Below are 25,924 nucleotides of genomic sequence, written 5' to 3'. Positions count from 1 at the left end.
CGAGCGGGTGGCTCACACGCGGAGGTCAAGCGGGCATGCGCGACAGACGGGACACCCGGCCGTGCGCCGCGGAGCAATCCGGCATTCTAGCCGGGCCGGCGACCGCGCGTCACGGCGATAGCCGCGGGTTAATCCACGGAAACATCCGAAAAGGGGCGGTAAGTCGCACCCGCCTCGCCGCCCGGACGGCGCAACGGTGGCGCAGGCAACAAAAAAGGGCAGCGTATGCTGCCCTTTTTGTGCACGTTCAATGCGGGACCGGCCAAAAGCCGGCGCGGCGAGGTGCTTACTTGCCGGCCTTGCCCGAGGCGCGTGCGCCGAACTTCTTGTTGAACTTCTCGACACGGCCTGCCGTGTCCATGATCTTTTGCGTGCCCGTGTAGAACGGATGCGATTCCGACGACACTTCGATCTTGGCGAGCGGGTAGGTCTTGCCGTTGAATTCGGCGGTTTCGCGCGTCTGGATGGTCGAGCGGGTCACGAACTTGAAGTCGTTCGAAACGTCGATGAACAGGACTTCGCGGTAATTCGGGTGAATGCCTTCTTTCATGGTTATTCCTTAAATCTGGCGGTAGCCAACCCGCGTGCCTGCAACACCATGTTGCCGACTTTGCTCGCGCGAGCCACTTACACAAGGGTCGAAAAACCGCGATTATGCCAGATAATCAGCCGGTTGGCGAATTTTTGAGGCTCCCGCGCGGCAGGTTTTCAGGCCGGCTGGCCGGTCAGGGCGCCCACGCGCGCCGGGTCCTGGCGGTAATAGCGCGCGAGCAGCCGGTAAAGCTCGGGATATTCAGCCTCGAAGGCCTTCGGCTTGACGTAAAGGGCTTCGCTGCACACCGCGAAGAACTCCGAGGGGTGGTCGGTGGCATAGGGATCGATCAGCGAGTCGCGCTCGAAACGCGCCCAGCGGCGCTCCGGCACGGCGTCCACCTTGTCGCAGAACTGGTCGTAGGCGTTGTCGAACACGTCGGCCCACGCCTGCGCGTCGAGCGGGGCATGCCAGCGCCGAAAAAGGGGCGGATGGCCGTCGGCCTCGCCGTTGAGCATATCGATCTTGTGCGCGAATTCGTGGATCACGACGTTGTACGCGTCGCTGCCATCGGTCATCTGCGCGTCTTCCCACGAGAGGATCACGGGACCGCCTTCCCAGGCCTCGCCGCTCGCGTCGTGTTCCACCTCGTGGACCACGCCGTCCTCGTCCTCCACGGTTTTGCGGATCACGAATTCGCCCGGATAGACGACCACACCTACCCAACCCTTGTAGAGGTCGAGTGAAAGATTGAGCACCGGCAGCGACGCCTGCGCGGCGATCGCCACGGTCATCGGGTCGGTCAATTCTAGATCGTGCGCCGTGGAGAACTCCTTTTGCGCGATGAAAAGGCTCGTCAGCTCGCGCAGGCGCACGAGGTCGGCGGCGTCGAGGTGCTTGAGAAACGGCAAGCCCGCGAGCGTGGTCTGCCAAAGCGCATCGTCGATCGCGTAGGTGCGCAGCGCCTTGTCGCGGCGGCGCGCGTCGAACCAGTGAGAGAGTTTCGAAAGCATCGCTGGGTATGGTTTCCCGTGCGTCTGGATGTCGTTCAGTCGATCTGCTTTTGCCACGCGGCGAAGATCCCGCCGCACACCGCCACGCCGATCAGGAAGTAAAACCCGTCGAGCGAACTCAGAAAGCTCGCCTGCTGCGCGACCATGCGGCTCACCTGCGCGAGGGCGAGTCCGTGCGCTTCGCTCGCGGACCGGCCCATGAGCTCGAACGAATGCGTCAGCGCGGCGTAGGTGCTCTGGAACGCCGGGTTGAACGGATTCACGAACTCGGCGAGCCGCGTCTGGTGCAGCGCGAGCCGGTGCTGCTCGACGATGATAACCGTGGCCGTTGCGAACGATATCGTCAACTGCCGGACGATGTTTTTCAAGCGGTAACCGTGCGTGAATTCTTCGATCGCGAAGATGCGGAACGTGAGATTGGCGACGGGCAGCACGATAAAGAGCAGCAGCAGGCCACGCAGCAGTAGCGGCGGGATGAGCCAGGCTTCGCTTGCTTGCGGCGTGAGCCGCGTCATCCAGAACGAGATGAACGCCGAGAGCACGAAGCCGGGCACGATGATCCACTTCTTGTGCGTAATGAGCTTTGCGTAGCGGAAATAGAAAAAGAGCGCGCCGGCCGAGATGAGCGACGTGATACCGGTGAGGCGGCCGGCGTTTTCGACAGGGTAGTTGAAACCGCCTTCGAGCAGCCGCGAGACCAGGTAGCTGAGCGCCGTGCTCAGGTAGTAGTAGACCATGTAGAGCAGCAGGCCCACCTGGAACGGCTTCTCGCGCAGCGCGTGCAGGCGCATGAGCGGCTTGGGATGATGCCACTGATGCCAGCCGAACCAGGCGAGCGCCGTGATCCCGACGAGCGTGAGCAGAATGATTTCCGGCGACGCGCTGAACAGTTCGAAGCGTACCTGCTGCATGGCGATTTGCAGCGCGCCCTGCGCAAACGCGAAGATGATGTACGGCCAGAAGTGTGCTTCGCCGCGCTCCTCGGGCAGCAAGTGGCCCGTATCGGGCAGTGCGAGCAGGGCCAGCACGGCATAGAGGACGCCCGCTGGCGCGGAAAACGCGAACAGGGCGCGCCAGTCGAAATGCGCGACGAGCTGGCCGCCCACGAGCGGCGCCAGCGCGCTGGAGAGCACGATGAGAATGAGGAACGCGCGCGTCGCGACGGGACGCTGCTGCGGCGTGAAGCTGATCTGGATGAGGATGCGGCAGGTACCCATCATCGGGCCGATGAAGTAGCCCTGGAAGCCGCGCGCGAAGGCAAGCTCGATCGACGATTCGCACAGTGCCGCCGCGATCGCGCCGACGGCATAGAGCAGCAGGCAGCTACCCACGTAGCGGCGGTAGCCCATGCGCTCCACCCACCATTGCTGCTGCAGGATGCCCAGAACGGCGCACACGGCGTAGGCGCTCGACGACCAGACGAGTTCGTCGGGCGACGCGTTGATGCCGCCCGCGATATGGCTCGTGAAGAACGAGAAGATCGCGTTGTCGTAGTAGTCGAGCCCCGTCGCGAGGGCGAGCACCCACGGGAAAAAGTCGCCGCGCAGGCGCGCCGCGCTGAAGATCGGCTCGCGGGGCTGGGCCGTGCTCATGCCGATTCGTCGTCCTCGCGTGCTTTGCTCGCAGGCTCTGCCAGCTTGCCCGCCTTGCGGCGCCGCGTAGCGGCGAGGCGCTGCTCGATCAGCTGGTCGGACGGCTCTCCTGCGAGGCGCCGCTGCAGGTAGTCGAGGTCGTCGGCAAGCTCCGCGCGCACCGTCTGCGCTTCTTTCAACTCGCGGCGCACGGCCGCGATACGCGTGTCGAGCGTCTCGATCTGCTGCGCGAGCGCGTCGGCGATCTGCTGGAGCGACTCCTGCGAATAGCGCCGGCGCCCTTCGCCGACCTGCTCGAGCGGCCGCTTGAGCATTTCGGTGATGCCGTGCAGCGAAAAGCCGAGCGCGCGCAGTCGCAGGATGCGCGAGAACTGCTCGAGATCGTGCTCGTCGTAGAGGCGGTAGCGGCCTTCGCTGCGGGAGGGGCTGACGAGCCCACGCTCTTCGTAATACTTGAGCGTGCGCGGCGTGACATGCAGGCGCTCGGCGGCGTCGCGCACCGTGAGCAGCGCCGGGGAATCCTTGGGCATAGGGAACTCTTTTTTCGCCGTCGGGCGATCAAGACATGCGGCGCATTATAGTTCAACGTGAACGTTCACGTACAGGTTGCGGCGCGCAACGATCCGCTGCCGGAAAAGAAAAACGCCCGCGAATTCGCGGGCGTTTTGTGGTGAATCTAGCGGGCGAGGGCCTTAGCCGCCGCGGCGCATCATGTCGAAGAACTCGGAGTTGTTCTTCGTCTGGCGAATCTTGTCGAGCAGGAATTCCATGGCCTCGACTTCGTCCATGTCGTGGATGAACTTGCGCAGCACCCAGATCTTTTGAAGGATGTCCGGCTTGATCAGCAGCTCTTCGCGGCGCGTGCCCGACTTGTTCAGGTTGATCGACGGGTAGACGCGCTTTTCCGCGAGACGGCGCTCGAGGTGCACTTCCATGTTGCCGGTGCCCTTGAACTCTTCGTAGATCACGTCGTCCATGCGGCTGCCGGTTTCGATCAGCGCCGTGCCGATGATGGTGAGCGAGCCGCCTTCTTCGATATTGCGTGCGGCGCCGAAGAAGCGCTTCGGACGTTGCAGCGCGTTGGCGTCCACACCGCCCGTGAGCACCTTGCCCGATGCAGGCACAACGGTGTTGTAGGCGCGCGCGAGACGCGTGATCGAGTCGAGCAGAATCACGACGTCGTGCTTCATTTCGACGAGTCGCTTGGCCTTCTCGATCACCATTTCGGCGACCTGCACGTGACGCGCAGCCGGTTCGTCGAAGGTCGAGGCGATCACTTCACCTGCCACCGAACGCTGCATTTCGGTCACTTCTTCAGGGCGCTCGTCGATCAGCAGCACGAACAGGACCACGTCGGGGTGGTTCTGCTTGATGGCGTGCGCGATGTGCTGGAGCATCACGGTCTTGCCGGACTTGGGCGAAGCGACCAGCAGGCCGCGCTGACCCTTGCCGATGGGCGCGATCATGTCGATGATGCGGCCCGTCACGTTCTCCTCACCGCGCATTTCGCGCTCGAGCAGCAGCACCTTGTTCGGGTGCAGCGGCGTGAGGTTCTCGAACATGATCTTGTGCTTCGAGGCCTCCGGCGGCTGGCCGTTGACCTTGTCCACCTTCACGAGCGCGAAGTAGCGTTCGCCGTCCTTCGGCGTGCGCACTTCACCTTCGATCGTGTCGCCGGTGTGCAGGTTGAAGCGGCGGATCTGCGACGGGCTGATATAGATATCGTCCGTGCTGGCGAGATACGAGGTTTCTGGCGAGCGCAGGAAGCCGAAGCCGTCGGGGAGCACTTCGAGCGTGCCGTCACCGAAGATCGTTTCGCCCGTCTTGGCGCGCTTTTTGAGAATCGCGAACATGAGTTCCTGCTTGCGCAGGCGGTTCGCATTTTCGATCTCGAGGCCATTGGCCATCTCGATCAATTCGGACACGTGCAGAGACTTGAGCTCGGAAAGATGCATACGGAGAACCCGTCGGGGAGGAGTGCGACGAAAAGAATGGGGGAAAAGAAGCGAGCGGAACCGCTCAAGGACTTTTGGTTGAAACTTTGCTTCAAGCTTGCTTGAAACTTTTATAAGGGCGCCGGTAGACGCTTTATAGATTCTAGCATAGCACACGCCAGAAACCGCCAGTGACGACCGACAGCAAGTTTCGGCGTGTTTTTATGGTGCGTGTTGTCGCGCGACAACACGCACCCTTGCATGGCTCATCCCTTGCTGGCCGGGCGATGCGCCCGGGCGGGAAGGGGGACGGCCCGCGAGGACGTTACAGGTGGCTGTCCAGGAACGCGGTGAGCTGCGACTTCGACAGCGCGCCGACCTTCTGCGCCGCCACGGCGCCGTTCTTGAAGAGGATCAGCGTGGGGATGCCGCGCACGCCGAACTTCACCGGCGTCGACTGGTGCTCGTCGACGTTGATCTTCGCGATCTGAAGGCGGTCGCCATAATCTTTCGCGACTTCATCGAGAATCGGCGCGATCATCTTGCACGGACCACACCACTCCGCCCAGAAGTCCAGCAGCACGGGCTTGTCGGATTTCACGACGTCCTGTTCGAACGATGCGTCGCTGATATGCTTGATTTGTTCGCTCATTGTATGAATACCTCTTTCGATTCGAGGCTGAGTAAATTGCTCGCCACGATACACCAAAACTGAAAATTCATCCGGGGCCGCCTTGGCGGCCAGACCGAACCCGAGTCATACGTCCGAATCACACGCCATTCGCACGCAAACCGCGTGGCCCAGCCGATTGCCGACGCCAGTGTAGCCTAAATCCCTATGCGTTGCCGACGGTGATAGTACTCATGCCGCAAGCAGGGTTTCCGTCCTCCAGACCACATTCGGCGGGATATTCGGGCGGTGGCGCGGGTAATTTCGTGGGGCCTTTCCGTGCGATACCTCGTGCTCCTGCACGCTATCTGGAGGCGGCGCGGGTCATTGCAAGAGGGCGGCTACCCATGGCACGCAACGATGTCTGGAGCGGTTCGGCGCGTTTTTTCGCACCGCAGCAGTCGCATTGGCGCGCGACCGATGCTAGAATGCGCCGTGACGGGCCTCCTCGCATGGAGGGGCGGTCAACCTGGTCAGGTCGGGAACGAAGCAGCCACAGCCGTTTTCCGCCAGTGCCGAGGGTCAGGCTCGTCACCTTCCTCTTTTTTCTTCCGTTTTTCCCCAGATACGAGATTGACGCCGCGCCATTGATTGCGCGACGCGGCTCTTCGTTCGTCGTATTTGCCACGTCTGTATCGCCACTGTTTCCGTCGGCTGCAATCGCTGGCTCGCGCCATTGCGCGGCGGCCGCGAACCGTGCATTGGGCCGCCTTTCGATTCCTCTGGACGCGCGGGCGTTGCTGATACAATTTCCCGATGACCTATCAAGTTCTCGCACGCAAGTGGCGACCGAAGGATTTCGCTTCGCTCGTCGGACAGGAGCACGTGGTGCGCGCGCTCACGCATGCACTCGACGGCGGCCGCCTGCATCACGCGTACCTCTTCACAGGCACGCGCGGCGTGGGCAAGACGACGCTGTCGCGTATCTTCGCCAAGGCGCTCAACTGTGAGACCGGCGTGACGTCGAAGCCCTGCGGCGTGTGCCGCGCGTGCCGGGAAATCGACGAAGGGCGCTTCGTCGATTACGTGGAAATGGATGCGGCGAGCAATCGCGGCGTGGACGAAATGGCCGCGCTGCTCGAGCGTGCGGTTTACGCGCCGGTCGATGCGCGCTTCAAGGTCTACATGATCGACGAAGTGCACATGCTCACGAACCACGCCTTCAACGCGATGCTGAAGACGCTGGAAGAGCCGCCGCCGCATGTGAAGTTCATCCTCGCGACGACGGACCCGCAGAAGATTCCGGTCACGGTGCTCTCGCGTTGCCTGCAGTTCAATTTGAAGCAGATGCCGGCGGGCAACATCGTCGAGCATCTCACGCATATTCTCGGTGAGGAGAAGGTCGAGTTCGAGGCGCAGGCGCTGCGCCTGCTCGCGCGCGCCGCCGACGGCTCGATGCGCGACGCGCTTTCGCTCACCGACCAGGCCATTGCTTATTCAGCCAACCAGGTCACCGAGGAAGCGGTGCGCGGCATGCTCGGCGCGCTCGATCAAAGCTATCTGATCCGCCTGATCGACGCGCTCGTGGCCGGCCACGGCGCGAACGTGCTGGCCATCGCAGACGAAATGGCGCTGCGCAGCCTGTCGTTCTCCACGGCGCTGCAGGACCTCGCGAGTCTGTTCCATCGCATTGGCTGGGCGCAGTTCGCGCCTTCTTCGGTGCTCGACGAGTGGCCCGAAGCCGACGACATTCGCCGTTTTGCAGAAGCAGTGAGCCCGGAGCAGGTCCAGCTTTTCTATCAGATCGCGACTCTCGGCCGCAGCGAACTTGGCCTGGCGCCCGACGAATACGCTGGTTTCACGATGACGCTGCTGCGCATGCTCGCGTTCGAGCCTTCCGTGAGCGCGGGCAGCGTGGGCAGTGCGCCGGCGTCGAAGCCCGCTGCGGCGGCCATGGGCATGCGTGCGGCGGCTCCGGTAGCGGCGTCGGCGCGCAGTGCGGCGCCTGCCGTTGCGCAGCCGGTCGTGCCGAAGCCGGCAGCGCTGGTGCCGCAGCCGATAGAAGCCGCACCGGCGAAGTTGCCCGTTACCGAGCCGCAAGCGAGTGCGCCTGCGCCGCTCGCGACGCCTGCAGCCGAAGCGCGCGTCGTCCCGCCCTGGGAAGACGCGGGCGAGCCCGCGCCGAATCTGGGCGCCGCGCCGCAAGCTGCGCCTGTGGCCCCGGTCGAGCCGGCGGCGGCCGCTCCCGCTGCGCCAGAAGAGACGCAGCCTGTGCAGAGCGTGGCCGCCGCGCCCACGCCGCAATTCGAATCTCGCGAGGAACCCGCCGCCGCCGCGTCCGCGCGCGGTGGCGCAAGCGCTGCGCTCGACGTGCTGCGCAGCAAGGGCATGCGTGCTGCCACGGGCCGAGGTCCGGCTGCCGCTGCCGGCGTGGCCGCTCCTGCGCCCGCGCCGAAGGCCGCACCGCGCATGGAAGTGAAGGTGCCGACGCCCGATCCGGCTCGCCGCGCCGCGGCCGCGCAGGAAGCGCAGGCGCGCCTGCCGGCACGCAACGCAAATGCGCAGCAGGACGCCTCGGGCGCGCCGCCGTGGGACGATATCCCGCCCGACGACTACGTGCCGCTCGGCGCCGATGATGCGTACTTCGCGCCGCCCGACGACGGCTTCGTGGCCGTCTATGACAGCGAGCCGTCGGCACCGCGCGCTGCCGCTTCGGTGCCGACGCCATCGCCGGCCGTGGTCGACGTAAGCAAGCTGCCGCCTGGAATTGCGCTCGATCCGATCGGCTTCACGGGCGACTGGCCCGCGCTCGCCGCCACGCTTTCGCTCAAGGGCATCTCGTACCAGCTCGCATTCAACAGCGAGCTGACGGCGCTCGAAGGTACGCTGCTCAAATTGAGCGTGCCGGTGCCGCAGTACGCCGAAGCCTCGCAGGTGGCGAAGCTCAAGACCGCGCTCGCCGAGCGTCTTGGCAAGGCCGTTGAAGTGAGCGTAGAAGTCGGCCCCGCGCGGCGCACGGCGGCCGCGCTCGACGCCGCCGAACGCGTCCAGCGTCAACGCGAAGCCGAGCGCGAGATCGGCGCCGACCCCTTCGTGCAGCAACTGATTCGCGACTTCGGCGCGAGCATCGTGCCGGGCTCGATCCGGCCGGTTGCGCCGGAAGCCGCATCGGGCGGCACTCAGGCCGCCCACTGAATTGCGCCGCGCGGCGCGGCATGCGTCGCGCGCTTTTGAGCGCATCGATTCGAACGACTACGATCCAGAAGGAGCAGTGACTATGTTGAAAGGCCAACTCGCAGGGCTCATGAAGCAAGCCCAGCAGATGCAGGAAAACATGAAGAAGATGCAGGAGCAGCTTGCCCAGATCGAAGTCGAGGGTCAGGCTGGCGCCGGTCTCGTCAAGGTCACGATGACCTGCCGCAACGACGTGCGCCGCGTGTCGATCGATCCGAGCCTGCTTGCTGACGACAAGGACATGCTCGAAGACCTCGTGGCCGCAGCGTTCAACGACGCGGTGCGCAAGGCCGAAGCCACGTCGCAGGAAAAGATGGGCGGCATGACCGCCGGCCTGCCGCTGCCGCCGGGCTTCAAGATGCCGTTCTAAGGAACGTGGCGAGCGCCGCGTCTGCTTCTGGCAGGCCGGCGCGCGCGCGTCCCGCGTGCCGCGGCAGGCAAGGCTGCGCGGGCGTCATGGCGTCGAAAGCAGCAAGCAGCATCAAGCAGCAGGAAGCACCCCGAAGCCGGTTCCGCTTCAAACTCCGTCGCGCGTCTCGCGCTGAATCCGCATGAAACAACCTTCCGCTCTCGCCGCTCTCGTCGAGGCGCTGCGCGTGTTGCCCGGTGTCGGGCCGAAGTCGGCGCAACGCATGGCCTATCACCTGATGCAGCACGACCGCGACGGCGCCGAAAAGCTCGGCAACGCGCTCCTGTTCGCGACCGGGAATCTGAAGCACTGTGAGAAGTGCAATACCTTCACCGAAGCTCAGGTGTGCGAAACGTGCCTCGACGAGGAGCGTGACCCTACGCTGCTGTGCGTCGTCGAAACGCCGGCCGACCAGATCATGCTCGAACAGACCATGACGTACCGCGGCTTGTATTTCGTTCTGATGGGGCATCTGAGTCCGCTCGACGGCATCGGTCCGAAAGAGATCCATTTCGACCGGCTCGTGAAGCGCGCGTCGGACGGCGTCGTCAAGGAAGTGGTGCTCGCCACCAATTTCACGAACGAGGGCGAGGCGACGGCCCATTATCTCGGCCAGACGCTCAAGGCGCGCGGACTCGCCGTCACGCGCCTCGCACGCGGCGTGCCGGTGGGCGGCGAACTCGAATACGTCGACGCGGGCACCATCGCGCGCGCCATGCTCGACCGGCGCTCGATGTAGCGTCCCGCCAGGCTTCGATCGCGGCGTACCGATATGACGCCGCTCGCCGAACAGAACGAAAGGAGACACCATGAGCGCAGCCGCCGCTTCCCCCGATTCCCAATCGAATGCATCCGCAGCGAAAGGCACGGGCCCGCTCGCGGGCGTCAAAGTCCTCGAACTCGGCACGCTGATCGCCGGCCCGTTCGCGGCCCGCGTTCTCGGCGAATTCGGCGCCGAAGTCATCAAGATCGAAGACCCCAAGGGCGGCGATCCGCTGCGCAAATGGCGCAAGCTCTACCCGGAAGCGGGCGGCACGTCGCTCTGGTGGGCCGTGCAGGCGCGCAACAAGAAGTCCGTCACGGTGAATCTCAAAGCCGAAGAGGGCAAGGAGATCGTGCGGCGGCTCGCGAAGGAAGCCGACATCGTCATCGAGAATTTTCGGCCAGGCCTGCTCGAAAAGCTCGGCCTCGGCTACGACGTGCTCTCGAAGGAGAATCCCGGCCTCGTGATGGTGCGGCTCTCGGGCTACGGCCAGACCGGCCCGTATCGCGACCGTCCGGGCTTCGGCGCGATTGCCGAATCGATGGGCGGCCTGCGCCATATTACCGGCTATCCCGATCTGCCGCCGCCGCGCATCGGCATTTCGATCGGCGACTCGATTGCCGCGCTGCATGGCGTGATCGGCGCGATGATGGCGCTTCATCATCGCAACATGAACGGCGGCAGCGGCCAGATCGTCGATGTCGCGCTCTATGAGGCCGTGTTCAACATGATGGAGAGCGTGGTGCCCGAGTACGGCGTGTACGGCATGGTGCGCGAGCGCACCGGCGCGTCGCTGCCGGGCATCGTGCCGTCGAATACGTATCCGTGCCGGGACGGCAGCATCGTGATCGGCGGCAACAGCGATCCGATCTTCAAGCGCCTGATGATGGCCATCGACCGCGCGGACCTCGCGAATGATCCGCAACTCGCCCACAACGACGGCCGCGTGCCGCGCACGGCGGAGATCGACGGCGCAATCGCGGCGTGGCTCTCCACGCGCACCATCAACGAAGCGCTCGACGTGCTCAATGCCGCCGACGTGCCGGTGGGCCGCATCTACAGCGTGGCCGACATGTTCGCCGATCCGCAGTTCGCGGCGCGCCAGATGATCCAGCAGTTCCGCTGGCAAGCGCCGGATGCGAAGGAAGGCGAGGGCGTGGACATCGCGCTGCCCGCGGTCACGCCCAAGCTCTCGGTGACGCCCGGCGATACGCGCTGGCTTGGCCCCGCGCTTGGCGAACATACCGATGAAGTCCTGAAGACGCTGGGCTATGACGCGGACCACATTGCACGGTTGCGCGAGCAACACATAGTCTAAGGCGGTGTGCATCATGCAAAACGGCTCGCCGGATGTTCACCGGCGAGCCGTTTTCGTTTTGCGTCGTCCTGCGTGACAGGAAACGTTCAGGGCTCGATCACGATCTTGCCGGTCACCTTGCGAGAGGCCATGTTCTTGAGCGCCTCCGCTGTGTCGGCGAGCTTATAGCGCTTCGAGACGTACGGCTTGAGTTTGCCTTCGCCGATCCAGCCCACCATCTGTGCAAACGCTGCCGCATTGTGCTGCGGCTCGCGACGCGCGAAATCGCCCCAGAACACGCCGACGAGGCTCGCGCCCTTGAGCAGCGCGAGATTGAGCGGCAGCCTGGGAATCTCGCCATTCGCGAAGCCCACCACGAGATAGCGTCCGCGCCAGCCGATGCTGCGGAACGCCGGTTCCGCATACTCGCCGCCCACCGGGTCGTAGATCACGTCGGGGCCCTTGCCGTCGGTGAGCGCCTTGACGCGCTCGCGCAAATCCTCGGTGCTGTAGTTGATGGTGGCGTCCGCACCGAACCGGCGACAGACTTCGAGCTTCTCCTCGCTCGAGGCGGCCGCGATCACGCGCGCGCCGAGCACCTTGCCGATTTCGACAGCCGCGAGGCCCACGCCGCCCGCCGCGCCGAGCACGAGCATCGTTTCGCCTGCGCGCAGCGCGGCGCGATCAACCACAGCGTGATGCGACGTGCCATACGCCAGCGTGAAGGCGGCGGCCGTCGCGAAATCGGCGGCCTCGGGCAGCGCCACGCACGCCGATGCGTCCGCAAGCGCCTGCTCGGCGAAGGCGCCAGTGCCCACATACGCCACTACGCGCGTACCGGGCGCGAGCTTCACGCCTTCGCCCGCAGCGCGCACGACGCCCGCGAGTTCGGCGCCAGGCGTGAAGGGCAGCGGCGGCTTCATCTGATACTTGTTCTCGATGATGAGCACGTCGGGAAAGTTGACGGCCGCGGCCTTCACGTCGATCACGACCTGACCCGGGCCCGGCACGAGGTCGGGCGAGTCTTCGAGCGTGAGCGAGTCGGGCGGCCCGTACTGGTTGCAGCGGATTGCGCGCATCGTGTCTCCTGTCTTTTCCGGTTCGGTTGCTTGCAGTGGCGTCGGTCATGCATTCGCTACAGCGGTACAGTGTACGGCAATCCGCCGTAATGCGAACGATCGTGCGATTCATTTCGCGTCGATGACAGGTGCCTTTCGAGCCGTGCCGTGGATGCGAATACGCCCCGGACCGGCGCGTGATTTCGACGTGCAGCCCAGTGGCAGACACGCACTGCCGCAAGGGCCGGGCTGTCGTTCGCGTGCCTTCTTTCCTCGGTTACAATCGCTCGATGCGAATACTACTCAGCAACGACGACGGTTATCTCGCCCCCGGCCTTGCGGCGCTTTATGAAGCGCTCAAGCCGCTCGGCGAAGTCACGGTCATGGCGCCCGAGCAGAACTGCAGCGCCGCATCGAACTCGCTTACGCTGTGGCGCCCGCTGTCGGTGTTGCGATCGGCGAGCACCGGCTTCTATTACGTGAACGGCACGCCCACCGACTCGGTGCACATCGCGCTCACGGGCATGCTCGACCAGCAGCCCGACCTCGTGGTCTCCGGCATCAACAACGGCCAGAACATGGGCGAGGACACGCTGTACTCGGGCACGGTGGCCGCAGCCACCGAAGGCATCATGTTCGGCCTGCCGGCGATTGCGTTTTCGCTCGTCGATAAAGACTGGGTGCATCTCGATTCCGCCGCGCGCGTCGCGGCCGAGATCGTTGCGCATTACCTCGCGAACCCGTTGCCGGGTCATCCGCTGCTGAACGTCAACATCCCGAACCTGCCGTACGACGAGCTTGGTGACTGGCGCGTGACACGCCTCGGCAAGCGTCATCCTTCGCAGCCCGTGATCCGCCAGACCAACCCGCGCGGCGAGCCGATCTACTGGATCGGGCCGTCGGGCAGCGCACGCGACGCGAGCGAGGGCACGGACTTCCACGCGGTAGCGAACGGCCATGTGTCGATCACCCCGCTGCAACTCGATCTCACCCATACGCAAATGTTGTCCGCGACGCACGACTGGGCGCGCAAGGGCGGCAGCGCTTCATGACGGGCGAGCGCACGAAGCGTTTTCCGCTCGGGCTTGCGGATCTCGTACGCGAGCCGCGCCGGCGCGACGCGCGCCCGGGCGATGCACGCACATCGCTCGCGGGCGCGGGCAACAGCGGCCCGTCGAAAGCGGGCGTCGGCGCGCTCGCGAAGCCCGTCGCGAAGGTGGGTAATCCGGCCGTTGCGAAGTCCACCGCGAGCACGCCGTTCAAGGCGCCGCCTGCGAAGCCGCTCAATGCGAAGCCGGTCAATGCGAAGCCGGTGAGCGCGAAGCCGGCGAGTTCGATCAAGCCTGCGCATCCTGCCGGCAACGCAGCCGCGCCGCGCGCCGCCATGCCGGGCGGCGTGAGTGTGCCGCGCGCCGCGGTGGCCGTCACGGGCGCGCCCGCCGTTGCGCTCAACGGCGCGCATGCGCTGACTTCGGAACGCGTACGCGAACGCATGGTCGAACGCCTGCGTGCGAACGGCATTGCCGATGCGCGCGTGCTCCAGGCGCTCGCGGCCGTGCCGCGCCACATGTTCATCGACCCGGGTCTCGCTACCCAGGCCTACGAAGATGCGGCGTTGCCGATCGGTCATCACCAGACCATCTCGAAGCCTTCCGTGGTCGCGCGCATGCTCGAGCTCGCTGGCGCGGGCCGCGTGCTGGAGCGCGTCCTGGAAATCGGCACCGGCTGCGGCTATCAGGCAGCGGTGTTGAGCCAGATCGCGCGCGACGTGTATTCCATTGAACGCATCAAGCCGTTATACGAGCGCGCGAAGACGAATCTTCGTCCGCTGCGTATCCCGAATATCCGCTTGCACTACGGCGACGGACGGCTCGGGTTGCCGTCGGCGGCGCCGTTCGACGCGATCGTAATCGCCGCTGCTGGCTTCGACGTGCCGCAGGCGCTGCTCGAGCAACTCGCCATCGGCGGGCGGCTCGTGGCGCCGGTAGCGGTGTCCGGCACGCAGAGTGCCGCCGGCGAAGCGACGCAGGTCCTCACGCTCGTCGAGCGTACGGGGCCGGCGCAGTGGCGGGAGTCACGGCTGGATCGCGTTTTCTTTGTCCCCTTAAAATCTGGAGTGATCTGAATCCGATGAGTATGTTGCGCGCGATCAAAAGAAACCGCCTGAATGTCGACCTGTCCGAAGCCACGCTGATTGCAGCCCAGCGCGGCGCGGCGGTCGCCGCGCTCTGTCTTCTGGCCGCATGCGCCACGCGACTCGATCAGGCGCCTGTGGTGGACCGCACCGCGCCGCTCGGCACGGCGGCCGCGCAGCCTCCGGTGCCGCTCGGGCCGCCGCCTCCGGGATATTACCGGGTGAAGCCGGGCGACACTGTCTATAGGATTGCGCTCGAAAACGGCCAGAATTATCGCGACATCGCGACGTGGAACAATCTCACCAACCCGAACCAGATCGAGGTGGACCAGTTGTTGCGCGTCGTGCCGCCGGGTGCGAATCCCTCGGCGTACACGCCGGGTGTCGTGACCGCGCCGGTGCCGGGCGTGGGTGCCGCGCCGGGCGCTCCGGCAGCGGGGTCGCCGGCGCAGCCGCCGATCTACGGTTCGGGTGCGAACGCTGCGGCGCCGACAGCCGCCGTGCCGCCGCAGCCGGGTGCAAGCGGCGGCGACATGGCCGCCGCGCCGGGCGGCAACATCGCGCTTGCGTGGCCGGTGCGTGGTCCGGTGCTCAACGGCTTCGACGATACGAAGAACAAGGGCATCAATATTGGCGGTGCGCCGGGCGATCCTGTCAAGGCAGCCGGCGATGGACGCGTGGTTTATGCCGGAAATGGGCTGCGCGGTTACGGCAATCTCATTATCATCAAGCATGACGCGACGTTTTTGACCGCGTATGCACACAACCGGACTTTGATGGTAAAAGAAGGGGATGCGGTCACCAAAGGTCAGAAGATCGCCGAAATGGGCAATACCGACTCGGACCGGGTGATGCTGCATTTCGAAGTACGCCGTCAGGGTAAGCCCGTCGACCCACTGAAGTACTTGCCGCCGCAATAAAAGCGAGCCGACCATGCCGAAATCGAAGCGCCGTCTGCAGCAATCCGAGTCTGACAGCCAAGCCGCCCAGGTTTCGGTGGAGGACGGCGCGCAGGCGGGCGACGACGACGCGTCGCCCGACCTCGACGGCGGCCGCGACTACGAAGAGCGCGAGGAGCGTGAAGAGCGCGATTCCCCGGCCGATGAAGGCGGCTCGGGCGAGGGCGCCGAAACCGCCGAGGCCGCGCCCGACGCCGACGATTTCCGCGCCATGCTGCAGGCCGAACTCACGGCCGACACCATCCAGCATTATCTGAACCGGATCAGCGTGAAGCCGCTCCTCACTGTCGAGGAGGAGCAGCGCTACTCGCGGCTCGCCAAGGCCGGCGAGTTCGAAGCGCGTCAGGTCATGATCGAGCGCAATCTGCGCCTCGTCGTCAGCATTGCGAAGGGTTACCTCAATCGCGGCGTGCCGCTGCTCGACCTGATCGAGGAGGGCAACCTCGGCCTCATGCACGCGATCGAGAAGTTCGATCCCACGCGCGGCTTCCGTTTCTCGACTTATGCGACGTGGTGGATCCGCCAGAGCATCGAGCGCGCGATCATGAACCAGGCGCGCACCGTGCGTTTGCCGGTGCATGTGATCCGCGAGCTCAACCAGGTGCTGCGCGCGAAGCGACATCTGGAGAAGAATTCGCTCAACGCCGATTCGGCCTCCGAGCGCCGCGACGCGAGCATCGACGACATCGCGTATCTCACCGGCAAGACCACCGAGGAAGTCACCGACATTCTCGCGCTCAACGAACACACGGCCTCGCTCGACGCGCCGCTCGACCTCGACCCGGCCAGCAGCCTGCTCGACCTGCTCTCGGACGACCAGAGCCAGTCGCCCGACGCCGAAGTGCAGCATCGCGAGCTGGAAACGCTTACACGCGCGTGGCTTGGCCGGTTATCCGATAAGCATCGCCACGTCATCGAACGGCGCTTCGGGCTGAACCATATCGAGCCCGCCACGCTCGAAGAGCTGGCCGACGAAATGGGCCTCACCCGCGAGCGCGTGCGGCAGATCCAGCAGGAAGCGCTGGTGCGCCTCAAGCGCTTTTTCGCTTCGAACGGCGTGCGCAAGGACGCCGTTCTCTAAACTCTCGCAGTCCATCTGAATGACAGTTCCTGTACTCGTATTCGACATCGAGACGATTCCCGATGTCGACGGCATTCGCCGTCTCGACGATCTGCCCGCCACGCTCACCGACACCGAAGTCGCCGAGCACGCCTTCGCCGCGCGCCGCGAGAAGACCGGCGGCGATTTCCTGCCGCATCACCTGCAGCGCGTCGCCGCGATCTCGTGCGTGTTTCGCGACGGCCAGGGCTTTCGCGTGCGCTCGCTCGGCACGCCCGAAGACGGCGAGGCGCGCCTGATCGATTCGTTCTACCGCACGATCGAGAAGTATTCGCCGCAGCTCGTTTCGTGGAACGGCGGCGGCTTCGACTTGCCGGTGCTGCACTATCGGGCGCTCGTGCACGGCATTCGCGCGGTGCGCTACTGGGAAACGGGTGAAGAGGACCGCGAGTTCAAGTGGAACAATTACCTTAGCCGCTACCACACGCGTCACACCGACCTGATGGATGTGCTCGCGATGTATCAGCCGCGCGCGAACGCGCCGCTCGACGCGCTCGCGAAGCTCTGCGGTTTTCCGGGCAAGCTCGGCATGGATGGCGGCCAGGTGTGGACCGCGTTTCAGGAAGGCCGCATCGAGGAGATCCGCAACTACTGCGAAACCGACGTGGTCAACACGTATCTCCTTTATTGCCGGTTTCAGATGATGCGCGGCGGTTTCACGGAGCGCGAATATGCCGATGAGATCGAGTTCGTGAAGCAGTCGCTCGCCGCGGAAGCCGCACCGCATTGGGGCGAGTATCTCAAGGCGTTCGCTAGCTAGGCACGGCGAAATCTCTCAGCCCAGTTCGAGCACGATCGGCTGATGATCCGAAGCCTGGATCGCGCCGTCTATCTCGCAGCTTCGCAAGCGTGGGCGCAAATCCTCCGTGACAAAGACGAAGTCGCACGCGAGCGGGCCATCCGACCATTGCTGCGTGTCGTAGACGCCGGCCGTCGGCGGTGGTGTCGCGCCTGCATGCAGCGCGGTCCACGCGTCGACGAAGGCGGGGCTGCCCGCGAGCGGTTCGAGCATGCGTGTGTACGCCTCGCTGCCCCACGCGCTGTTGAAGTCGCCGCAGACGATCGCGGATAGCGGGCGCGCGGTGCGGGCGAACGGGCCGACATCGTTTTCGGCGGGTGCGGGATGCGCCGCATGATCGGCGGCTTCCTGCTGCAGGCGCCGCAACTCGTCCACTTGCGCGAGCCGCTGGCGCAGCGAATAGAACTCCAGATGCGTGACCAGCACGCGCAGCGCGCCGCCCGGCGCGTCGAGCACGGCTTCGAGCGCCACGCGTTGCATCGAGGGTGCGGTGGAATCGGCGGGCCACGGCAGGGCGTGGCGAAACACCTGCGCGAGGGGCAAGCGCGTGGCGAGCGCGTTGCCGAACTGGCGGCGCGGCATCTGCGCCGTGTCTTGACTGGAGGCTTGGCCGTCACGCGGCGCAGGCAAGTCGGCCCCGATTGCCTCGATGATCGTGTAGCCGGGCAGCAGCGAGTGCAGTTCGGCGAACTGATCGTCGCCGGGACCACCCGGCAGCGCCCGGAAGCCGCGCGTGATCTCCTGCAGGCATAGCACGTCGAAGTCGGCGAGGCGCTGCGCCTCGCGCACCGTGCGCGCGAGATCGACGACGCCAGAAGCGTCGCGCCCCCACTGCACATTCCAGCTCACCAGTTTCATCGGCACGCTCCTCGCATGGTGCGGCGGCGGTTCCCGCACGCACGTTTAACCCTAGCCTGGTTTCTCGTGGCGTGTTGTATGACAAATGCGAAAGCAGCGGCGCAGACGGGGCGCAGCGCGCATGATCGGACCCGTACGAAAATTGCAGCGACGGAGCGCGGGCGCAGACTTCGACTACAATCTCGCCTTCGCCCACAATTCACTCATCGTCAGTCAGGAATCCGCTGGTGTCTCAAGCTGCCCCCGACCCTCAAGCCGAGCCTGCCCAGGCCGCGCCCATGCCGTCCACGCCCCCGAAAAAGCGCAGCAAGCGCGATCGCCGCGCCGAAAAGCGCGCCGCCATCGAAGCTTCGGTCGCTCGTGCCCCCATTCTCGAGATCGAGTCGCTCGACATGGAGGCCCGCGGCGTTGGCAGGACCGTGACCGAGACGGGCGAGCCCGGCAAGGTGATCTTCGTCGAGGGCGCGTTGCCGGGCGAGCGCGTGACCTACCTCAGCTACCGCAAGAAGCCCACGTTCGAACAGGCGCAGGTAGTCGACGTGCTGCGCGAGAGCGCGATTCGCACGAAGCCGCAATGCGCGTTCTTCGGCACCTGCGGCGGCTGCTCGATGCAGCACCTCGACGTGCGTGCGCAAATCGCCGTCAAGCAGCGCGTGCTCGAAGACAACCTCATGCATCTCTCAAAAGTGCGTTCGGAGACGATGTTCCGGCCGATTCACGGGCCGTCGTGGGGCTACCGCTATCGTGCGCGCCTCACGGTGCGCAATGTGCCGAAGAAGGGCGGGGTGCTGGTGGGCTTCCACGAGAGGAAGAGCAGCTACGTGGCCGACATGACGAGTTGCGAAGTGCTGCCGCCGAACGTCTCGGCAATGCTCGTGCCGCTGCGCCATCTGGTGGCCGCGCTGTCGATTCGCGATCGCATGCCGCAGATCGAACTCGCCGTGGGTTCGAGCGTGACGGCGCTCGTGCTGCGCATTCTCGAGCCGCTCACGGCCGCCGACGAAGACTTGCTGCGCGCGTTCGCGGACGAGCACAACGTCCAGTTCTGGCTGCAGCCGAAGGGCCCGGACACGGTGTTCCCGTTCTATCCGCTCGACAAGGAACTGGACTACACACTGCCCGAATACGGCATTCGCATGCCGTTCAAGCCGACGGACTTCACCCAGGTCAATCACCAGATCAACCGCGTGCTAGTGGGCCGCGCGCTGCGCCTGCTCGCGCCGGAGGCGGGCGACCGCGTGCTCGATCTGTTCTGCGGCATCGGCAACTTCACGCTACCGCTCGCGCGTGTCGCGCGCGAAGTGGTGGGGATCGAAGGCAGCGATACGCTGACGGCCCGCGCGCTGGAAAATGCGCGCGCCAACGGCGTGGACGGCCACACCTCGTTTGCGTGCCGCAACCTGTTCGAAGTCACCGCCGACGACATTCGCGCACTCGGCCACTTCGACAAGTTCCTCGTCGACCCGCCGCGCGAAGGCGCGTTCGCCATTTCCCAGGCGCTCGCGCAAATCGCGCAGAGCGGCCATGGCCCGCTGCCCAGGCGCATTGTCTATGTGTCGTGCAGTCCCGGGACGCTGGCGCGCGATGCGGGGGTGCTCGTCAACGAGGCCGGCTACCGCCTCAAGGGCGCGGGCGTGGTCAACATGTTCCCGCACACGTCGCACGTGGAATCGATTGCGCTGTTCGAGCGCGATTGAGCAAACCCGCAGCCGCGCAGGCGCGTAGCCTGCGCTGCCGCCGAAGCCAAAAAAAACGCCACGGGAAACCGTGGCGTTTTGCTTTGCCGCGTGCCTCAGGCGAGAGGCGCGGCGATCACCAGATCTGCCACCAGGACTTGTCTTCCTTGCCGGGGCGAGCGTGACCGGTGATGTACGGGCTGTCCGGGAAGGTGCCGGCGAGCACGCGGCGCGTGTCTTCGGCAAGCTGCGGCTGATCGAGCTTCTGGTACGACAGGATCATGATGTGCAGCGCGTCTTCGATTGCCGGCGCGCTCTTGTAGTCCTGAATCGCGAGCTGCGCGCGGTTGATGGCCGCCACATAGGCGCCGCGGCGATAGTAGTAGTCGGCGGCGTGCACTTCGTGCGAGGCGAGTGCGTTCACGATGTAGCGCATGCGCTGGGCGGCGTCCGGGGCGTACTTGCTCTGCGGATACTTGTCGACCACCACCTTGAAGGCGTCATACGACTCACGCAGCGACTTCGGGTCGCGCTCGCTCATGTCCTGGCCCGAGAAGCGGCCGAACAGACCCAGGTCGTCGTTGAAGTGGATCATGCCCTTGAGGTAGTACGCGTAGGCAACGTCCGGGTGATCCGGGTGCAGCTGGATGAAGCGGTTGATCGCCTGGTCGGCGGCGTCGTTCTCATTGTCCTTCCAGCTGCAGTAGGCCACGTTGATCTGCGCCTGCTGGGCGAAGTGGCCAAACGGGTCGCGGCCCTGGAGTGCTTCAAAATATTTCGCGCACTTGCCCCAGTCGCCGCCGGCGAGCGCGTCCTGGGCCTCCGTATATAATTTGTTGTTGTTCCATGCCGCCGTTTCGTCGGTCTTTTCTGGCAGGCCGTGGCAGGCCGCGACCACGGCGAGCGCCGCGCCGCAAGCAGCAAGTCGAATGATGTTGCCAATCTTGCCGAGCGTGTTGGCTCGCGTCGCGCGCATTGCGTTTCGGGCCACCGCGTGTTGGGCCAGTTTCGTAATCGTGTTCAAGGCTCGCATTTATCCAGTCCAGCTTCAGGTCCACAGGTGACCCAGACTCAATGACCCGTACAGTTATTCCGGGGGCCGGCGCTCCCGGCGCCCAAAACAGCATCAGAGATTATAGCCTGGGCGATGCGCCCGATGACGCAGCCGCCGGTGAGGCGCTCGACGACGAACTTGCGGGCGAAGACGCCGGCGGCGCCCCGCGCGCGCGCGGCGGCGAAGCACCGCGCTCGGTTCAGGTGCCCGATGAGCTCGCAGGCGAGCGCCTCGACAAGGTGCTCGCCAAAGTATTTCCGGAATTTTCACGCAGCCGTTTGCAGGGCTGGATCGAGGAGCAGCGCGTGCGCGTGGACGGCAAGCCGGCCAAGGTGCGCCAGCCGGTGCCGCTCGGCGCGACCATCGAACTCGTGCCGGACCTCCTGCCCGAGCAGCTCGCGTTCACGCCCGAGCCGGTGCCGCTCGATATCGTCTACGAGGACGACGCCATCGTCGTCATCAACAAGCCCGCCGGGCTCGTCGTGCATCCGGCCGCGGGCAACTGGAGCGGCACGCTTCTCAACGGCCTCCTGCATCGCTATGGCGACGCGGCGGCGGGTCTGCCGCGCGCGGGGATCGTCCATCGGCTCGACAAGGACACGTCCGGGCTGATGGTCGTCGCGCGCACGCTCCAGGCGCAGACCGACCTCGTGCGCCAGTTGCAGGCGCGCACGGTCAAGCGCCGCTATCTCGCGCTCGTGTGGGGCAACATGGCCGACGAAGGCACCATCGACGCGCCCATCGGCCGCGACCCGCGCGAGCGCACACGCATGGCGGTGGTGAAGGGCGCTTCGGGCAAGCCTGCGCGCACGCACTTCCGGCGCATCGACAAAACACTCTGGCACAACCAGCCCGTGAGCGCCATTCATTGCGACCTGGAAACAGGGCGCACACACCAGATTCGTGTGCACTGCGCGCACATCGGCCATCCGCTGCTGGGCGATCCGGTGTACGGCCACGCGCGCGGCAAGCGCTCGGTCGCGGCGCTGCCCGACGGCTTCGCGCGCCAGGCGCTGCACGCGTGGCGACTCGGCCTCGTTCATCCGGTCACGGGCCGCGCGATGCAATGGCGCGCCGAAGTGCCCGACGACCTGGACGCGCTGATCGAGGCGCTCGGCTTCGGCGGCAAGGAAGACGAGGACGAAGTGGGCTTCGATGAAGACATGTTCGACAGCGCCTACACCGACGAAGGCTACGTGATTGGCAGCGACGAGGAAGATTACGAAGACGACGAAGACGACGAGCAAGACGAGGACAAGCACGCATGATGACCTGCCCGGAACTGACATCCGACGATTTGCTGCATCCCGACTGGCAGGTTTCGCCGCGCGTGCGCGCGCTGGTGACGACGCGCGACGGCGGCGTGAGCGAGCCGCCATTCGGGCGCTGGCAGGCGGCGCAGGGCGGTGAGGGCGTGGATCTCCCCGGCGGCCTGAATCTTGGCCGCGGCTCCGGTGACGATCTCGCGCACGTCGAGGCGAACCGCGCACGGCTCTTCACGCATGCGGGCGTGCCGGCCGCGTGGCTCAAGCAGGTCCACGGCCCCGTCGTGGTCGACGCCGCGCCTGCGCTCGCCGCTGCGCGCGCAGGCGCCCCGCTCGAAGCCGATGCGAGCGTGACCGCCGAGCCCGGCATCGCCTGCACGGTGATGGTGGCCGACTGCATGCCGGTCTTGCTGTGCGACGGCGAGGGCCGCGCCGTGGGCGCCGCGCACGCGGGCTGGCGCGGGCTGGCCGCGGGCGTCATCGAGCGCACGGCCGAGCGCGTCGCGGCGCTCGCGGGCTGTGGGACGGCCGACCTGCATGCGTACCTCGGCCCCGCGATCGGGTCCACGGCTTTCGAGGTCGGCGCCGACGTGCGCGACGCGTTCATGACCCATGTGGAGCAGGTCGATGCGGCACGACGCGATGCCCACCGGGCCGCCACCGCGGCGGCCTTCGTGGCGCGCCCCCAGGCGAGCGGCAAATACCTCGCCGATCTCACCGCACTGGCGCGGCTGCGGCTCGATACGCTCGGCGTGCGCCACGTGAGCGGCGGCGACCTGTGCACGGTCACGCTGCGCGAGCGCTTCTACTCGTATCGGCGCGATCGCGTCACCGGCCGCATGGCCGCGCTGATCTGGCTCAATCCCTGACGCTGCCGCGACGAGCCGCCGCCGTGATGCAGCGCGGCGGCGCGTGGCGAGCCAGACGATTTTTTGTTGCGCTGCAGCTATTCCCGCAACGCACTGTACGCCACTCCCGGCGCATTAGCTCCCCGATTGCCGCATTGCACTGCAAGCGCTTGCCGCCACGGCGGATTTTTGTGCGCCAGACCGCACAGCAATGTGTCGCGGCAGTTAAACAATTGATTACATCGGGAAAACGATAATTAAAAAAATATCGCAGCGCGGCAAAATCGGGCACAAGCATTGACACGCTTTGCAATGGGGAGCAAGAATGTCCTTCACCCACGGGACAGGTCGTGACGAGCGCCGCAACGGCGCCCGTATGCGTACCACCTGCCTCTCAACCAGTCCTTCGGGACACATCGGTCAAAAGCAGGCATGACGGCATCTCAACGTTCCAAGACTGCCCCGGGCACGGGCGCCTCAACTGATGGTGCAACGCGCGGCAATCCGCCTTTTGCTCCCGACGCAGCCGGCATGCAGCAGTATCTCGACGCGTGGACGAACGCCTGGAAGAACGCCCTGAATGCTGCGCAGCAAACGGGCGGCGCGGCGCAGCAAGCGCCCTTCGCGGGACTCGCGGCCAACTGGTGGCCGCCGGCGGGCAACGGTGTTCCGGGCAATCCCTTTGCCGCGGGCAATCCTTTCGCTGCGGGCAATCCTTTTGCAGCCGGCAATCCGTTCGCTGCCGGCAGTGCTTTCGGTGCAGCCAATCCATTCGGTGCAGCCAATCCATTCGGTGGCGCGAACCCGTTCGAAGGTTTCAAGCTTCCCACGGCGTTGATCGAACCCACGCGGCTGCAGCATCTGCAAGCGGAATATTCGCGCGACGCGCTCGACTTGCTGCGTCAGGCCACAGACACCACGCCCAGGGCGCCCGAACTCAAGGACCGGCGCTTCAGCTCCGACGCCTGGAAGGCCACGCCCGCGTATGCGTTCACGGCGGCGTGGTATCTGCTCAACGCGCGCTACCTGCATGAACTCGTCGACGCGATCGATACCGATGCGAAAACGCGCGAGCGCATTCGCTTCGCCGTGCAGCAGTGGACCGCGGCGGCCTCGCCCAGCAACTTCCTCGCACTCAATCCCGACGCGCAGAGCGCCTTGCTCGAGACCCACGGCGAGAGCCTGCGCCAGGGCGTGATGAACCTGCTCGGCGACATGTCGCGCGGCAAGATCTCGCAGACCGACGAATCGCGCTTCGTGGTGGGCCGCAATCTCGCGACCACCGAAGGTTCGGTCGTGTTCGAGAACGCGCTGTTCCAGCTGATCCAGTACAAGCCGCGCACGGCTACCGTGCGCGAGCGGCCGCTTCTGATCGTGCCGCCGTGCATCAACAAGTATTACATTCTCGACCTGCAGCCCGAGAACTCGCTCGTCGCTTATGCGCTGGAGCAGGGGCAGCAGGTGTTCCTCGTCTCGTGGCATAACGGCGACGCGTCGATCGCGGACCGCTCCTGGGACGACTACATCGAAGAAGGCGTGCTCACGGCCATCGAGACGACGCGCAGCATCAGCGAGCGCGAGCAGATCAACACGCTCGGTTTTTGCGTGGGCGGCACGCTGCTTGCCACGGCGCTGTCCGTCGCGGCGGCGCGCGGCGAACATCCCGCCGCGTCGATGACGCTGCTCACCGCGATGCTCGATTTCGGCGACACGGGCGTGCTCGATGTGTTCGTCGACGAAGCCCACGTGCAGATGCGCGAGCAGACCATCGGCGGCAAGAACGGCGGCACGCCGGGGCTCATGCGCGGTGTCGAGTTCGCGAACACGTTCTCGTTCCTGCGGCCCAACGACCTGGTCTGGAACTACGTCGTCGACAATTATCTGAAGGGCCGTACGCCCGCGCCGTTCGACCTGCTGTTCTGGAACAGCGACTCGACGAGCCTGCCGGGGCCAATGTACGCGTGGTACCTGCGCAATACGTACCTGGAAAACAAGCTGCGTGAGCCGGGCGCGCTCACGGTGTGCGGCGAGGAAGTGGATCTTTCGCACATCGACGTGCCCACCTTCATCTACGGCTCGCGCGACGATCACATCGTGCCCTGGCGCACGGCGTATGCGTCGGTGCCGTTGCTGTCCGGGCCGCTGAAATTCGTGCTTGGTGCTTCGGGCCATATCGCGGGCGTGATCAACCCGGCGTCGAAGAACAAGCGCAGCTTCTGGAGCATCGAGGCCGACGCGAAACATCTGCCGGAAGAGGCCGACGACTGGTTTGCTGCTGCCGAGGAAAAACCCGGCAGCTGGTGGCCGACCTGGGCCGAATGGCTCGATCAGTACGGCGGCAAGAAGGTGAAGCCGCGTGCGCAAGCCGGCTCGGCGGAATTCCCCGAGATCGAGCCGGCGCCGGGGCGTTATGTGCAGCAGCGCGATTGAGGCAATTGAAACGCTTGCTGCGGAATTCGGATTAACAACTTGACGGGCGGGGCGCATGGCGCGCCATCGAGCCGCCCGGAGGATCTGGAAATGACTGACATTGTGATCGTTTCGGCCGCACGTACGGCAGTAGGCAAATTCGGCGGTTCGCTCGCGAAGGTGGCGGCGCCCGACCTGGGCGCGATCGTCATCAAGGCCGCGCTCGAGCGCGCGGGCGTTACGCCCGAGCAGGTGAGCGACGTGATCATGGGTCAGGTGCTCACGGCCGGTTCGGGCCAGAACGTGGCGCGCCAGGCATCGATCAAGGCGGGCCTGCCCACGGCCGTTCCCGCCATGACG

The 25,924-nt window shown here is 65.5% G+C and carries 22 protein-coding genes, 1 other RNA gene and 1 pseudogene; 15 read left to right on the top strand and 9 right to left on the bottom strand.

The annotated features are described in order from the left end of the window. Positions 1-286: 286 nt before the first annotated feature. The 6 genes from M3I56_RS34065 to trxA form a co-directional block, all read right to left on the bottom strand. Positions 287-550 carry a type B 50S ribosomal protein L31 gene (locus M3I56_RS34065; RefSeq protein WP_133184305.1) on the bottom strand — a complete coding sequence of 88 codons (264 nt, stop codon included), beginning with the start codon at positions 548-550 and terminating at the stop codon, positions 287-289. Between the two features lie 158 nt (positions 551-708). Further along, positions 709-1,545 carry a M90 family metallopeptidase gene (locus M3I56_RS34060; protein WP_254357733.1) on the bottom strand — a complete coding sequence of 279 codons (837 nt, stop codon included), beginning with the start codon at positions 1,543-1,545 and terminating at the stop codon, positions 709-711. Between the two features lie 35 nt (positions 1,546-1,580). Next, positions 1,581-3,137 (bottom strand): MFS transporter, encoded by a 1,557-nt coding sequence (locus M3I56_RS34055; RefSeq protein ID WP_254357732.1) that lies wholly within the window; start codon positions 3,135-3,137, stop codon positions 1,581-1,583. After that, entirely contained in the window at positions 3,134-3,667 is a 534-nt protein-coding gene (locus M3I56_RS34050) for a MerR family transcriptional regulator (RefSeq protein WP_254357731.1), read from the bottom strand. The genes M3I56_RS34055 and M3I56_RS34050 overlap by 4 nt, the downstream gene beginning before the upstream one ends. A gap of 162 nt (positions 3,668-3,829) precedes the next feature. Further along, on the bottom strand, positions 3,830-5,092 hold the full coding sequence (gene rho, locus M3I56_RS34045; protein WP_027818379.1) for a transcription termination factor Rho: 1,263 nt from the start codon (positions 5,090-5,092) through the stop codon (positions 3,830-3,832). Between the two features lie 304 nt (positions 5,093-5,396). Then, the gene (trxA, locus tag M3I56_RS34040; RefSeq protein ID WP_027797264.1) at positions 5,397-5,723 is read right to left on the bottom strand and encodes a thioredoxin TrxA; all 327 of its coding nucleotides are present in this window, start codon (positions 5,721-5,723) and stop codon (positions 5,397-5,399) included. Between the two features lie 455 nt (positions 5,724-6,178). On the opposite strand from trxA, the gene ffs reads away from it, so the two are divergent. From ffs to M3I56_RS34015, 5 genes are all read left to right on the top strand, one after another. Beyond that, an RNA gene (gene ffs, locus M3I56_RS34035) (signal recognition particle sRNA small type) lies at positions 6,179-6,277 on the top strand. Positions 6,278-6,497: 220 nt separating this feature from the next. Beyond that, a complete protein-coding gene (dnaX, locus tag M3I56_RS34030) occupies positions 6,498-8,876 on the top strand; it encodes a DNA polymerase III subunit gamma/tau (RefSeq protein ID WP_254357730.1) in 2,379 nt (792 codons plus the stop codon). Positions 8,877-8,958: 82 nt separating this feature from the next. Then, positions 8,959-9,285, top strand: a complete 327-nt coding sequence (locus M3I56_RS34025) for a YbaB/EbfC family nucleoid-associated protein (RefSeq protein ID WP_028204938.1) — start codon at positions 8,959-8,961, stop codon at positions 9,283-9,285. A gap of 181 nt (positions 9,286-9,466) precedes the next feature. Next, a complete protein-coding gene (recR, locus tag M3I56_RS34020; RefSeq protein ID WP_028204939.1) occupies positions 9,467-10,063 on the top strand; it encodes a recombination mediator RecR in 597 nt (198 codons plus the stop codon). Positions 10,064-10,133: 70 nt separating this feature from the next. Beyond that, on the top strand, positions 10,134-11,405 hold the full coding sequence (locus tag M3I56_RS34015; protein WP_254357729.1) for a CaiB/BaiF CoA-transferase family protein: 1,272 nt from the start codon (positions 10,134-10,136) through the stop codon (positions 11,403-11,405). Between the two features lie 86 nt (positions 11,406-11,491). Here the strand turns inward: M3I56_RS34015 and M3I56_RS34010 are convergent, their stop codons facing one another. Beyond that, positions 11,492-12,463 (bottom strand): NADPH:quinone oxidoreductase family protein, encoded by a 972-nt coding sequence (locus M3I56_RS34010; protein ID WP_254357728.1) that lies wholly within the window; start codon positions 12,461-12,463, stop codon positions 11,492-11,494. A 269-nt stretch (positions 12,464-12,732) separates the two neighbouring features. Here M3I56_RS34010 and surE point away from each other — a divergent pair, with 269 nt between their 5' ends. Genes surE through M3I56_RS33985 form a run of 5 tightly spaced genes read left to right on the top strand, consistent with a single transcriptional unit; the run spans position 12,733 to position 17,415 of the window. Further along, a complete protein-coding gene (gene surE, locus M3I56_RS34005) occupies positions 12,733-13,494 on the top strand; it encodes a 5'/3'-nucleotidase SurE (RefSeq protein ID WP_028204942.1) in 762 nt (253 codons plus the stop codon). Continuing rightward, on the top strand, positions 13,491-14,567 hold the full coding sequence (locus tag M3I56_RS34000; RefSeq protein ID WP_254357727.1) for a protein-L-isoaspartate(D-aspartate) O-methyltransferase: 1,077 nt from the start codon (positions 13,491-13,493) through the stop codon (positions 14,565-14,567). The genes surE and M3I56_RS34000 overlap by 4 nt, the downstream gene beginning before the upstream one ends. Before the next feature lie 5 nt (positions 14,568-14,572). Further along, positions 14,573-15,496, top strand: coding sequence for a peptidoglycan DD-metalloendopeptidase family protein (locus M3I56_RS33995; RefSeq protein ID WP_254342091.1), 924 nt, complete (start codon positions 14,573-14,575; stop codon positions 15,494-15,496). Between the two features lie 13 nt (positions 15,497-15,509). Further along, positions 15,510-16,616, top strand: coding sequence for an RNA polymerase sigma factor RpoS (gene rpoS, locus M3I56_RS33990; protein WP_254342090.1), 1,107 nt, complete (start codon positions 15,510-15,512; stop codon positions 16,614-16,616). Between the two features lie 19 nt (positions 16,617-16,635). Beyond that, the gene (locus tag M3I56_RS33985; RefSeq protein ID WP_254357726.1) at positions 16,636-17,415 is read left to right on the top strand and encodes a 3'-5' exonuclease; all 780 of its coding nucleotides are present in this window, start codon (positions 16,636-16,638) and stop codon (positions 17,413-17,415) included. A 15-nt stretch (positions 17,416-17,430) separates the two neighbouring features. Here M3I56_RS33985 and M3I56_RS33980 read toward each other — a convergent pair whose 3' ends face one another. Next, positions 17,431-18,312 carry an endonuclease/exonuclease/phosphatase family protein gene (locus tag M3I56_RS33980; protein ID WP_254357725.1) on the bottom strand — a complete coding sequence of 294 codons (882 nt, stop codon included), beginning with the start codon at positions 18,310-18,312 and terminating at the stop codon, positions 17,431-17,433. 278 nt (positions 18,313-18,590) lie between these two features. Here M3I56_RS33980 and rlmD point away from each other — a divergent pair, with 278 nt between their 5' ends. Then, positions 18,591-20,009 carry a 23S rRNA (uracil(1939)-C(5))-methyltransferase RlmD gene (gene rlmD / locus M3I56_RS33975; RefSeq protein WP_302057112.1) on the top strand — a complete coding sequence of 473 codons (1,419 nt, stop codon included), beginning with the start codon at positions 18,591-18,593 and terminating at the stop codon, positions 20,007-20,009. Positions 20,010-20,124: 115 nt separating this feature from the next. Here the strand turns inward: rlmD and M3I56_RS33970 are convergent, their stop codons facing one another. Then, entirely contained in the window at positions 20,125-20,964 is an 840-nt protein-coding gene (locus tag M3I56_RS33970; protein ID WP_375541839.1) for an outer membrane protein assembly factor BamD, read from the bottom strand. Positions 20,965-21,062: 98 nt separating this feature from the next. Between M3I56_RS33970 and M3I56_RS33965 the strand changes: the two genes are divergently transcribed. From M3I56_RS33965 to M3I56_RS33950, 4 genes and pseudogenes are all read left to right on the top strand, one after another. Beyond that, positions 21,063-22,310: an RluA family pseudouridine synthase gene (locus M3I56_RS33965; protein ID WP_254357723.1), complete on the top strand. Its 1,248-nt coding sequence runs from the start codon at positions 21,063-21,065 to the stop codon at positions 22,308-22,310. Continuing rightward, entirely contained in the window at positions 22,310-23,176 is an 867-nt protein-coding gene (gene pgeF / locus M3I56_RS33960; protein WP_254357749.1) for a peptidoglycan editing factor PgeF, read from the top strand. Before M3I56_RS33965 ends, pgeF begins: the two co-directional genes overlap by 1 nt. A gap of 510 nt (positions 23,177-23,686) precedes the next feature. After that, complete coding sequence (phaC, locus tag M3I56_RS33955) at positions 23,687-25,585, top strand: class I poly(R)-hydroxyalkanoic acid synthase (RefSeq protein ID WP_254357722.1); 1,899 nt, start codon at positions 23,687-23,689, stop codon at positions 25,583-25,585. A gap of 90 nt (positions 25,586-25,675) precedes the next feature. Next, positions 25,676-25,924: pseudogene (locus tag M3I56_RS33950) on the top strand (acetyl-CoA C-acetyltransferase); the annotation flags it as partial.

The sequence above is a fragment of the Paraburkholderia sp. CNPSo 3281 genome (genome assembly GCF_024206515.1).
In the GTDB taxonomy this organism is placed as follows: domain Bacteria; phylum Pseudomonadota; class Gammaproteobacteria; order Burkholderiales; family Burkholderiaceae; genus Paraburkholderia; species Paraburkholderia nodosa.
Note: the sequence above shows the minus strand (reverse complement) of the source record. Positions and strands in the feature narration are given on the sequence as shown.